The sequence below is a fragment of the Pedobacter sp. B4419 genome (assembly GCF_059693725.1).
Map to the genome: position 1 here is coordinate 2,554,943 of NZ_JCASSL010000001.1, position 12,197 is coordinate 2,567,139.

Annotated in this window: 8 protein-coding genes; all 8 read left to right on the plus strand. The window is 46.5% G+C overall.

The window, feature by feature from the left end; genetic code table 11:
* The first annotated feature begins 62 nt into the window (after positions 1 to 62).
* The 8 genes from AC570H_RS10620 (at position 63) to AC570H_RS10655 (ending at position 12,168) form a co-directional block, all read left to right on the plus strand.
* On the plus strand, positions 63 to 1,877 hold the full coding sequence (locus AC570H_RS10620) for a SusR-related protein (protein ID WP_497354498.1): 1,815 nt from the start codon (positions 63 to 65) through the stop codon (positions 1,875 to 1,877).
* 95 nt (positions 1,878 to 1,972) lie between these two features.
* Complete coding sequence (locus tag AC570H_RS10625) at positions 1,973 to 2,668, plus strand: LytR/AlgR family response regulator transcription factor (protein WP_497354500.1); 696 nt, start codon at positions 1,973 to 1,975, stop codon at positions 2,666 to 2,668.
* A gap of 293 nt (positions 2,669 to 2,961) precedes the next feature.
* Positions 2,962 to 5,961, plus strand: a complete 3,000-nt coding sequence (locus tag AC570H_RS10630) for a SusC/RagA family TonB-linked outer membrane protein (RefSeq protein ID WP_497354502.1) — start codon at positions 2,962 to 2,964, stop codon at positions 5,959 to 5,961.
* A gap of 17 nt (positions 5,962 to 5,978) precedes the next feature.
* On the plus strand, positions 5,979 to 7,712 hold the full coding sequence (locus tag AC570H_RS10635) for a RagB/SusD family nutrient uptake outer membrane protein (protein WP_497354504.1): 1,734 nt from the start codon (positions 5,979 to 5,981) through the stop codon (positions 7,710 to 7,712).
* A gap of 43 nt (positions 7,713 to 7,755) precedes the next feature.
* Positions 7,756 to 8,331: a gluconate 2-dehydrogenase subunit 3 family protein gene (locus AC570H_RS10640; protein ID WP_497354506.1), complete on the plus strand. Its 576-nt coding sequence runs from the start codon at positions 7,756 to 7,758 to the stop codon at positions 8,329 to 8,331.
* A gap of 23 nt (positions 8,332 to 8,354) precedes the next feature.
* The gene (locus AC570H_RS10645) at positions 8,355 to 10,055 is read left to right on the plus strand and encodes a GMC oxidoreductase (RefSeq protein WP_497354508.1); all 1,701 of its coding nucleotides are present in this window, start codon (positions 8,355 to 8,357) and stop codon (positions 10,053 to 10,055) included.
* 241 nt (positions 10,056 to 10,296) lie between these two features.
* Positions 10,297 to 10,689 (plus strand): c-type cytochrome, encoded by a 393-nt coding sequence (locus tag AC570H_RS10650; protein WP_497354510.1) that lies wholly within the window; start codon positions 10,297 to 10,299, stop codon positions 10,687 to 10,689.
* 21 nt (positions 10,690 to 10,710) lie between these two features.
* Entirely contained in the window at positions 10,711 to 12,168 is a 1,458-nt protein-coding gene (locus AC570H_RS10655) for a Gfo/Idh/MocA family protein (protein ID WP_497354512.1), read from the plus strand.
* The last annotated feature ends 29 nt before the right edge of the window (positions 12,169 to 12,197 follow it).

Genomic DNA, 12,197 nt, shown 5'->3' on the forward strand with positions numbered 1-12,197 from the left:
TCGGAACAAGCTCTAGATTGTAAGCATAAAACAATTATATTTAGCTTAAGCTGGAGATTTTTATGACTGGGATCAAAACAGAAAAAAAACATGTTTGCATCAAGACGCTAATCCTACTCTTAGGATTGTTATTCGCCCATTTGTCTGTTTTTTCCTTCGGCGCCAAGGACAGCCTGCTGCTTGTGTTTAAAGAAGAGCTGCTCAAGAAAAAAACCTACGACCAGCAAAAAGAAAATCGGATCAGCAAGATCAAGAAAGCGATAGCTTCATGCCCAAAAAACAACCTTAAAGTTCTATATCAGCTTAACCTGTCTCTTTGGAAGGAATACTATGCCTATCAAAGAGATTCTGCCTTGGTCTACTCCCATACGCTTCTTCGGATAGGCCTTCAAATCAATGACCGGTCAAAGATCAATACGGCCAAGCTCAAATTGGGCAATGTCCTTATTTCGTCGGGAATGTACATGGAAGCAACCGAATGCATAGGAACAGTAACGATACGCTTTGAAAATGACGAGCTTAAGCGAGAATACTACGATATGAACAGGCGCTTGTACGAGGGCTTGGCAGACTACGATGCCGATAATATCTATGCGCCTTATTATCGTGAAAAAAGCAGCAAATACAACGATTCTGTGCTATTATTGCTCAGGCCTGGCTTATTTGAGCGGGAGATTTTGGGTAGGTTTTCCGACAGCACAAAGGCCAATCGGCTCAGAAACTACAACTATTACATAAATTATTTATCGCGCAGCGACAATATAGCCCTCCATAAAAACGCAATGGTAGCTTATATGCTAAGCGACCTGTACAGTGGCCAACAAAAAATAGATTTATTGCTCGTTGCGGCTATTAATGACATTCGGTCTTCTACCAAGGAAACCGCGGCCGCGTTTAGGCTCGGGGAAGAGTTCAACAAGTTGGGCGATCTAAAAAACGCCTATATCTTCATGCAGGAAGCCATGGAAAGTGCAGATTTCTTTGGATCGCGATCGCGCAAGGTCGAAATTTCTTCCCTTCTCCCCTATGTGGCTGCAAAAAACATGTTGGGGGCAGAGCGCAAGGTGGTGGTGGCCATATTGGTGTCGGTTATATTGGCCTTCGTCATTATTGGGGTATGGTACAGCAGGACCCGGCTAAAATCGCTGAACGGGAAAATCCATGCGCAAAATGCCGATATGCAAAAGGCGCTTGTTGCCCTTGAGCAAAGCCAGAAAGAAAATACTTGGATGATGAAGGTTGTGGCGCACGACCTTAGGGGCTCAATGGCAGCCACCCTGGGCGTAACCGGCTCCTTATTGAGGAATACCGATCTTAACGAAAAGAACCGAAACATGGTCCAGCTGCTAGAAGAATCGAGCAGCAACGCGATGGAAATGATTGCCGACCTGCTGAACATGAATGCTACAGCCGATGGGTTGGCAAAAGAAGCTGTTGAAATGCATACGCTCATCCATTATTCTGTAAGTCTGCTCCAGTACAAAGCGGCGGAAAAGAGGCAGCAAATCAAGGTCGAAACAACACCAATCATCCTGAACGTGAATAGGGAAAAAATCTGGAGGCTAATGAGCAACCTGATCATTAATGCGATCAAATTTAGTCCTAAAGACACCCTTATCAATGTCAAATTGGAAAGAAAGGCCGGGCAGGCATTGATCAGCATCCAAGACAACGGCATCGGCATCCCGCAGGAAATGCAAAAAGAGATCTTCCAGCTTTCTTCAGAAACCAACAGGACTGGAACAATTGGCGAAGAATCTTTTGGGCTTGGCCTCTTTATCTGCAAACAGATTGTAGAAGCACATGGAGGCAGGATCTGGATAGAAAGCAACGGCAATAACGGAACCATCTTTTTTATTGAACTGCCATTGGCCTAAATACATCCAAATAAGCGCCAGGACATTGGAAGCACCAAAACTTTGTTATATTTGAATGAACCCTAAAATAGCAGGCTGTTTATTAGAAGATCCCTATGAATTGTTTGGTTGTTGATGATGAAGTAATTTTTCGCGAGCTGATTAAAGATATGATCGGCCTCTACCCCACGCTCAACCTGATTGGCGAATGTGAGGATGCCGTAAGCGCTTATCATGAAATTACGAGTCAGCAAATCGACCTCCTCTTTCTCGATATTAAATTACCCAGAATGAGTGGCCTTGAATTGGCCAAAATCCTTGAGGGCAAACAGACCCTGATTATCATGGTCACTTCAGAGCCTGACCATGCGCTCGAAGCCTATAACCTCAACATTATAGACTATATCGTTAAGCCCATTACCCTTGCCAGGTTTAATCAGGCCATTGAAAAGGCCAAAACCTTATTTGAGGCCAATCATTCGGCCAAACCTATTGCCAACGGCGAATTTATCTTTATTCGCGATTCTTACACCATCAGAAAGATCAAATTAGATGAGATCTTGTATTTGGAAGCAAAGAGCAATTATGTGAGCATCCATGTTTCAAACCAGGTTTATTCCATCCACTCTTCCATCAGTACAATCGCACAAAAATTGCCAAACCATATTTTTGTAAGGGTACACCGCTCTTTCCTCATCAACATTAACAAAGTAGATACCATAGAGGGAAAATCACTGATCATCAACAAAGCCGTTATTCCGGTATCTGATGCCTACCGAGGCGATTTAAACAAGCGCATACAGATTCTTTAAGTATTTCCGCTTAATGTCAATAGGCTTTTCCTGTCATAAATAGCTGCCCTTCTTGCTTTGGCCGAGGCAATTGTTCGGCATTCGCAAAAAGTTAGGCATTGTTAAGATCAAGTAAGTGCCTATCCACACAACATCTCTATAACTGCATTGCAAAGTCTTTTACTTTTATTATTGCTCCAGTCCATTGGATGGCAGGATACCTATAGGCTTTGATCTTTCATTCATCAGTAAAGGCGATTAAGGTTGACTGCATTTCCAGGTAGCAAAAAAACCTAACCAAATATTATTGACCTATGATCAAACTTCGACAATTATTCCATTTGGGCCTTTTTGTATGTTTAAGTTTTGCTGCCTTGCCTGCAATGGCACAGCAAAAAACCATAACTGGAAAGGTAACCGACAAAAAGGACAATGCGCCGCTTCCAGGCGTAGGCATCAAGGCCAAAAACCTTGCTATCAGTACCACTACAGACGCAAAGGGAAATTTTAGTCTATCGCTCCCTGCAACTGCCGATACGCTCATTGTTTCTATGATTGGCTACAGGACGCAAAGCATTGGCGTAAAAGAAGGCACTGTTTTCAATATCAGCTTAACAGAAGATCAAACCACTTTACAGGAAGTGGTGGTGGTTAGCGTGGGCTATGGTACCTTAGATAAGAGAGAGATCTCAAGTGCCATTTCGCATGTGGACTCAAAAGATCTGTTGGCCGTTGCCGGCAATAGTCCTTTGATGTCTTTGCAGGGCAAGGTGCCCGGGCTTACCATTTCCAATACGTCTTCGGCCGATCCCAATTCATCACCAAGTGTACAGATGCGGGGCGTTTCTTCCAGAAATGCGGGCTTGGGGCCTTTGTATGTTGTGAATGGCGTACCTGGTGGCAGCGTTGATAACATTAACCAAAATGATATCGAGTCTATCGATGTGCTGAAAGGTGGCGCGGCTTCTGCCATTTATGGTACACGGGGCAGCAATGGCGTAATCATTATCACCACCAAAAAAGGCAGTTCCCAATCAACTTTGTTTTATGATGGTTATGCTAGTTTTGATTATACCACCAATAAACTGGAGGTACTCTCAACTGCTGACTTCTTAAAATACAGGGTAAACGTAGACAAACCTCAGGGACAGAACTATGGTGGCGATACCGACTGGCTAAAAGCAGTAAGCAAATCGCCTGCCTTTGGACAAAAACATACCTTGCAGCTCTCAGGCGGTTCGGCCAAGACGAATTACTTCGCCTCTGCCGATTACAGAGATGCGGGCGGCATAGACCTTAGGGGCAATAAAAGGGAATACGGCACGAGGATTAACCTCAACCATACTTCGGCCAATAACATTTATACGGTAACCTTAACCGCTGCGCCCCGGTATGGCAAGGTAAACCATGCCGATTATGGTGGTTTTAATAGTGCGCTCACCTTAAATCCAACACTTTCCATTTATGACGACAAGGGGAAATATGCCTTTATCAACACTGGTTTTTTCTCGCCAAATCCGGTAGAAAATGCCTTGGTCAATTCATCTCAACAGGAACAAAAAAGATTGGATATCAGCGCCTCGCTTAAGGTGAACATCCTCGAAAACCTAAGTTCTACGGTCACCATCTCCCAGGTGGGCAGCTCTTTTAAAAATCTTAATTTTAACCCTTCTACCCGAAGCAGCATTGTCAATTCAAATACAACGGTTAAAACAAATTATGCCTCTCAGCAACAAGAAGAATACGACACCAAAAACTTAGAGTGGATCGGCAATTATGCCTTGAACATCAACAAGAACAGCTTTAAGCTCTTGGGTGGCTATTCTTACGCGCTATCGAACTACAAATCTTTTAATGCCAACAACTACGATTTTCCTTTCGATACCTTTCTTTGGAACAATTTGGGTTCTGGTGCCTTTAATGGCGGCGATAAGGGCAACGGGCAGGGCGCAGTGGGTTCAACCCAAAATGGCTCTACGCTGATTGCCTTTTTTGGGAGATTGATCTATTCCTATAACAGCAGGTACATTCTTACGGCCAGTTTAAGGCGAGAAGGCTCCTCTAAATTTGGGCCGAACAATAAATGGGGAAATTTTCCTGCAGTATCTGCGGCCTGGCGGATTTCGGACGAAGAATTTATTAAAAATAAGATCTCATGGCTCAACGACCTCAAATTAAGGGCCGATTATGGCGTAACGGGCAATCAGAATTTCGACAACTATAGGTCATTGTTATTGTATGGAGGTTTTGGCTATTTCCCTTTTAACGGTACTACTTATCAGGTTTTTGGTCCAAGCCAAAATGCAAATCCTTATTTGAGTTGGGAAAAAGCAGTCAACTTTAACGTAGGTGTCGATTTTGAATTGTTTAAAGGCAGGCTTACCGGATCGCTAGATTATTACATCAGAACCAATAAAGATTTGCTTGGCGATTACAATGTACCTTTGCCGCCAAATCCACAGTCTACCACCTATACCAATGTAGGCACGCTTAAAAACTCGGGTATCGAACTGCAGCTTAACGTTAGTGCCGTAAACCAGGAAAACTTTAAATACAACCTTGTTTTTACCGGAGCTTTTATCAAGAATAAATTCGTTTCTTTTTCTAATGATTTATACAAGGGGGCGCCTTTTCAAGACCGCGCCGGATTGCCGGCTCCAGGCAGCCCAGGCACGATACAGCGCCTGCAGGAGGGAGAAAGAGTTGGATCCTTCTATACCTTTAGATCGGCAGGTGTCGACGAAACCGGTACTTTATTGGTTTACAAGAAAGACGGCAGCATTGTAAAGGGAAATTTGGCCAATAATGACGATAAGCAATTTGTAGGCAATGGCCTTCCTAAATTTACCGCTGCCTTGGGCAATACATTTAGCTATAAAAACTGGGACCTGAGCATCTTTTTGCGTGGCAACTTTGGCTATAAAATATTCAACACACCAGCCTTCTACCTTGGCACCCCCTCTTCTCAGCCCGATGCCAACCTGCTTTCTTCGGCATTCGACAGCAATAGCAAATACTCAAAACTCACCAATACCGCTACTACTTCCATACCATCAGATTATTTTCTTGAATCAGGTTCGTTCGTAAAGATAGACAACGTAGCCCTGGGCTACACCACTGGTCCTATTAAGTCAAAATACATCAGCAAAGCCAGGTTCTACGCCACCGCCAGAAACCTGTACACCTTTACTAAATACACAGGGGGCGATCCAGACCTGGTACCCATTAATGGGCTCGATCCAGGCGTAAATACAAGCTTAAACTATTACCCGTCGACGATGCAGTTGATGTTCGGGGCCCAAATCACTTTTTAATCTAAATTTTTGTAACCATGAACTATAAAAATATAATCTACAGCAGCCTCATCGTAAGCCTATTGCTGTTTGCCAATGGCTGTACCAAGCTAGACGAGGAAGTATATGATAAAGTGGATGCCGGTAAATTTCTGACCCGCAGAGACGACGTGATCAGGGATTTTTTGAGACCGTTTGAACATGCCTACTGGAGCATACAGGGAAACGATTACTATGCGGCCGTAGAAAACAGCACCGATGAGCTGGCGACGATCAATAGACAGGGCGACTGGCAGGACGGCGGCTACTACCAACGGATGCACTACCATACCTGGACCATTAATGATGGCTTTACCAGCGGGGTATGGACAAATCTATACCAGGGCATTGTACTGGCTACAAATTCGCTACAGGACATGGAAAGCATTCAAGACCCTACAAAACTGAATGTAACACCTGCAGAACTAGCCGATTTTAAGGCCGAACTGAAAACCCTAAGGGCATGGTTTAACCTGAGGGCACTTGATTTTTACAGAAACATAGAAATTATCACAGATGTAAAAAACGCCATTCAGGGCAACAAACAGGTACCACCCCAAGAGGCTTTTAATTTTATCGAATCAGAACTTAAGGCATCCATACCCAACTTGCCTACTCGTGCAGAATTAGGCGCAAAAGGTATTGGCAGGTGGACAAAAGCTGGCGCAGCCGCTTTACTGGCCCGCTTGTACTTTAATTCGAAAGTATACACCGGCGTTGATAAATTTACCGAATGCGCTGCCGTTTGCCAGGATATTATTGATGGAAAATATGGAGCTTACCTCTTAGACACCAAATGGGATGCGCCTTTTGATTATACCAATACCACGCTTAACTCTGAGGTGATCTATGGTTTTCCAAGCAGCCTTTCGCGTACCCATTGGCAATACGACGGGGGCATGTACTTTTTTGCGATGACTTATGATGCCGCTCCGCTTTACTGTGGCTTTACCGATTTCGGACAGGCCAATCCAAAGTATGCTTTGCAGCCTGGCAGAGACGTAGACAGTGTAGAATACAGTTTTAAACTGGGCAAGCCCTTTGTCAAATTCCAAAAATATCCCGACGACTACAGGCTGAAGCTTTATAAAAACCTGGGCAACAGCCAAAGAGAAGGCATGTTCCTATATGGTTATCTGCCTTATCAAAAAACAGTTAACGGTACTACCACAACAGAATATGTACAGGGTAACAAAGGCAAATACCCTTTGTTTATTCGCGATCAAGTGGGACGCTTTTTGGATGCCAAACCAGGTACCAAAATTGCCGACAAGCAATCAAACATGAATTATGCAGATCATAATTCGGGTGTTTTCTTCTTAAAATATCCCCTATACCCTACACCAGACCCAAATCGGATCACCTCTGCCTATGCAGAAGTAAGGCTATCGGAAATTTATTATACACTGGCCGAATGTAAATACAGGGCCGGTGATAAAGGAGGAGCCGCCACCCTCTTAAATGCGGTACGCAAACGAAATTACCCAGCTGGTTCGCCTAGTTTATACCTGACTGACGGCAGCCAATTAACCGATCAGGAAATGCTGGACGAATGGGGACGGGAATTTTTGGGAGAGGCCAGGCGACGTACAGACTTGATCCGTTGGGGCGTTTTCAGCAGCGGTACTTGGTGGGATAAACAGCCTGATGGAGGCAAACATACCGAGATTTTCCCCATTGGCCGGGATATACTTGGGGCCAATCCTCAGCTTGTACAAAACCCAGGCTATTAAAAAACATTCATTTACAACACACTATTAACCTAAATCAAATTTTATGGACAGAAGAGAAGCCGTAAAGAGTGTCGCTTTCTTAATGGGCGGCGCCTTATGTGCAACTACGATTACCACCCTATTCGACAGCTGCAATGAGCCGGGGAAAAACAGTGCGCACTTGTTCACTGCCGAGCATGAAAAACTAGTTGCCGAACTGGCCGACATCATTATCCCAACTACCGAAAAATCGCCAGGCGCCAAAGCGGCCGGTGTGGGGCCTTTTATAACCATGATGATAAAAGACTGCTATCCTGAAGATGCTCAAAAAGCCTTTGTTAAAGGTCTCAACGACCTGGAAGAACGTTCGAAAAAAGATTTCGGCAAGTCTTTCCTGGCCATCTCGGTAAAAGAGCGCGAGCAGTTGCTCAGCAAATTGCGTGATGAAACCCTAACTGCACAAAAGGAAGAAAAAGCTAAAGAAACACCCTTGTTTTTCCCTATCGCTAGAGACCTCACCATGCTGGGTTATTTCACTTCAGAAATTGGCGCTACCAAAGCTTATGACTATGTGCAAATACCGGGTCGTTACGATGGTTGCGTAGACCTGAAACCGGGTCAGCGGGTTTGGGCATCTTAATTTAATATTTCTAAAACACACACATGAACTTAAACACAAAAGCTACAGCACAAAACACCTACGATGCCATTGTAGTGGGCTCGGGTATTAGCGGAGGCTGGGCAGCAAAAGAACTAACCGAAAAAGGCTTGAAAGTATTGCTCCTGGAACGCGGCAGAAACATCGAACACATTAAGGATTACACCACGGCCATGAAAAAGCCCTGGGAATTTGAGCACCGGGGCCGCTTAACTGAAGCCCAGAAAGCCAGCCATCCCGTTCAAAAACGTGACTATCCCTATCAGGAATACAATGAAAGTTTTTGGGTAAACGATTTGGAATGCCCTTATACCGAAGTGAAACGCTTCGATTGGTACCGTGGCTTCCATGTAGGCGGCAAATCGCTGATGTGGGGCCGCCAGAGTTACCGCTTAAGCGACCTTAACTTTGAAGACAATGCCAAAGACGGGCATGGCGTAGATTGGCCGATCCGTTATAAAGACATTGCCCCTTGGTACGATTATGTAGAGAAATTTGCAGGAATCAGTGGCCAGGCCGAAAACTACCCGCATTTCCCCGATGGACATTTTTTGCCACCCATGGAGCTGAACTGCGTAGAAAAATCGGTGAAGGAACGCATTGAAAAGCATTATAACAAGGCCCGTATCATGACCATTGGCCGTACGGCAAACCTTACCGTGGAACACGGTGGCCGGGGCAGCTGCCAATACAGGGACCTCTGTAGCCGGGGCTGTCCGTTTGGGGCCTACTTCAGCACCCAATCTTCTACCCTTCCCGCGGCAGTAGCAACCGGTAATTTGACCTTGCGCCCTTTTTCTTTGGTAAACGAAATTATTTACGACGCGGCAACCCAAAAAGCAAAAGGCGTCCGCATCATTGATTCGGAAACCATGGAACACCATGAGTACTTCGCCAAAATCATTTTCGTGAACGGTTCTACTTTAGGCACTACTTTCTTATTGCTGAACTCTGTTTCGGCCGAGCATCCAAACGGCTTGGGCAATGCCAGTGGCGAATTGGGCCATAACCTGATGGACCATCATTTCCGTTGTGGCGCATCTGGCGAAGCGGAGGGCTTTGACGACAAATACACCTATGGCAGAAGAGCCAATGGCATTTATATTCCCCGCTACAGAAACATAGGCAACGACAAGCGCGATTATGTTCGCGGCTTTGGTTACCAAGGCGGTGCAGGCCGTTCGGGCTGGCACAAAAATGTAGCTGAATTGGCCTTTGGTGGCGATTTCAAAGACCTGATTTCTACACCGGGCATTTGGAGCATGGGCTTGGGCGGTTTCGGCGAGTCATTGCCCTACCACAAAAACCAGGTGTACATCGACAAAACCAAAAAAGACAAATGGGGCCAAAATGTTTTGGCCATCGATTGCGAATTTGGAGAGAACGAGAAAAAAATGCGGGTAGACATGATGAACGATGCAGCAGAAATGCTGGAAGCAGCGGGCATTAAAAATGTAAATACCTACGATAGCGGTTCTATACCGGGCATGGCCATCCACGAAATGGGAACGGCACGCATGGGCAAGGATCCAAAAACTTCGGTTTTAAACAAATGGAACCAGATGCACGAGGTGAAGAACGTATTTGTAACCGATGGTTCATGCATGCCTTCGGCAGCCTGCCAAAACCCTTCGCTAACTTATATGGCATTAACCGCAAGGGCAGCAGATTACGCCGTAAGCGAATTAAAGAAAGGCAACATTTAAATAGAGGAAGCAGGTAAAGGTTGAGGTATCGGGTAAATTTTAAAACCTTAAATCCTAAACCTTAAATCTAAAATCCTCAACCCGAGACCCTACATCTCAAAACCTATGAATAATAAAAAAATGGGCATGATTGGCGGTGGAAAAGATGCCTTTACTGGCGTTATCCATCGCTTGGAAGCCAATAACCGGATTTGTAAAAATTAGCAATATCCATTTAAACAAAACCAATACAAGTACACCAATGAAACTTTCACAGCAAACACTTTTATTCTTAAGCGGACTGGCATTATTTCTTGCATCCTGCGGCGGTTCCAGTCCGGACGAATCTTCAGCGGCAAATACCGAAACGCCGCCTTCCGCGGCGGCCAAACCGGCCATGGAGCCCGGCGAACTGCTGATCGTCAAGTCGGACTGCATCGGCTGCCACCACAAGGAAGACAAGCTGATCGGACCCGCCTACCGGGAAATCGCAGCCAAATATCCAAATACGCCGGAAACCGTTGCCGCACTGGCAGGAAAGATCATGAAGGGAAGCAAAGGCACTTGGGGAGCAATCCCGATGACCCCGCATCCAAAAATCGGCAGCGACGATGCGCAGCTGATGGTAAAATATATCTTATCGCTCAAAAAATAACATCCCCTAAAAACTTAAGCTATGGATAAGGAAAAAAAAGAACCGGAAGTACAAAGCAGACGCAGCTTCATCAAGGCGGGAGCGATAGCCGCCGCTGCATTCACGATCGTTCCGCGCCACGTATTGGGCGGCAGGGGCTTTCTCGCCCCCAGCGACAGGCTATTGGTGGCGGGCGTAGGCGTGGGCGGCAAGGGCCAGAGCGACATCGCGGCATTCGCAGCCAGCGGCAAGGCCGACATCGCCTTTCTGTGCGACGTAGACGACCGCCGTGCAGCCAGGAGCATAAAGGATTTCCCGAAGGCGAAATACTACCGCGACTGGCGCGAAATGTACGACAGGGAGCATAAGAACTTCGATGCGGTTTCGGTATCTACCCCGGACCACAACCATGCCGTACAAACCCTGGCTGCCATGCAGCTGGGCAAGCACGTGTACGTCCAGAAGCCTCTGACCCACGATATCTACGAGGCCCGCGCACTGACCGCAGCGGCAAAGAAATACAGGGTGGTAACCCAGATGGGCAACCAGGGCGCATCAAACGACGGTCCGCGCCAGATGAAGGAATGGTACGATGCGGGCCTCATCGGCGACGTGCATACCGTTTACGCCTGGACGGACAGGCCGGTCTGGCCGCAGGGCATTGCCTGGTCTGCCAACAGGGCCGAAGTGCCAAAGGAACTGGATTGGGATCTGTGGCTGGGAACGGCTCCATACAAGGACTATGTAGACAAACTGGTGCCTTTTAACTGGCGCGGCTGGTGGGATTATGGAACCGGTGCGCTGGGCGATATGGGCTGCCACCTGCTCGAAGCTCCATTCAGTGTATTGAACCTCAGATACGCCACCGAGGTACAGGCCAGCGTGGGCTCTGTCTATGTCGACGAATTCAAACGTGGCTACTTCCCCGAAAGCTGCCCTCCATCGAGCCATGTTACCCTCAAATTTCCCAAAACCACCAAGACCAAAGGCGATGTAACCGTACATTGGATGGACGGCGGCATCCAGCCGGAAAGGCCGGAAGAGCTCCAGGCCAGCGAAACTTTTGGCGACGGAGGCAACGGAACACTGTTTATCGGTACCAAGGGAAAAATGATGGCCAGCACCTATAGTGCCAATCCGCGTTTGCTGCCTTTGTCTAAAAATGCCGACATCAGGGTGGCGCCAAAGTTTGCCCGCGTGCCCAACCAGGCCAACGGCCACTATGCCCAATGGGTTGAAGCCGCCATTGCCGGCTATGGCAAAAACGAGGTCAGCTCGCCATTTGAGATTGCAGGTCCATTAACCGAAGCTTTATTGATGGCGAATTTGGCCATTAGGGGGGCCGATATCCAGAGAAAGGGCGCCGACGGCAAAATCAGCTATCCGGGCAGGTACACCAAGCTGCTTTGGGACAACGACCAGATGAAGGTGACCAATTTCGACGAGGTGAACCAGTTCGTAAAAAGGGAATACCGCAAGGGCTGGACCCTTGGCGCCTAACGAGATTAAAAAAGCTATATTAAAAATAT

Coding starts and splice junctions, on each gene's coding strand:
- AC570H_RS10620 (WP_497354498.1), top strand. CDS start 63: ATGACTGGGATCAAAACAGAAAAAAAACATGTTTGCATCAAGACGCTA.
- AC570H_RS10625 (WP_497354500.1), top strand. CDS start 1,973: ATGAATTGTTTGGTTGTTGATGATGAAGTAATTTTTCGCGAGCTGATT.
- AC570H_RS10630 (WP_497354502.1), top strand. CDS start 2,962: ATGATCAAACTTCGACAATTATTCCATTTGGGCCTTTTTGTATGTTTA.
- AC570H_RS10635 (WP_497354504.1), top strand. CDS start 5,979: ATGAACTATAAAAATATAATCTACAGCAGCCTCATCGTAAGCCTATTG.
- AC570H_RS10640 (WP_497354506.1), top strand. CDS start 7,756: ATGGACAGAAGAGAAGCCGTAAAGAGTGTCGCTTTCTTAATGGGCGGC.
- AC570H_RS10645 (WP_497354508.1), top strand. CDS start 8,355: ATGAACTTAAACACAAAAGCTACAGCACAAAACACCTACGATGCCATT.
- AC570H_RS10650 (WP_497354510.1), top strand. CDS start 10,297: ATGAAACTTTCACAGCAAACACTTTTATTCTTAAGCGGACTGGCATTA.
- AC570H_RS10655 (WP_497354512.1), top strand. CDS start 10,711: ATGGATAAGGAAAAAAAAGAACCGGAAGTACAAAGCAGACGCAGCTTC.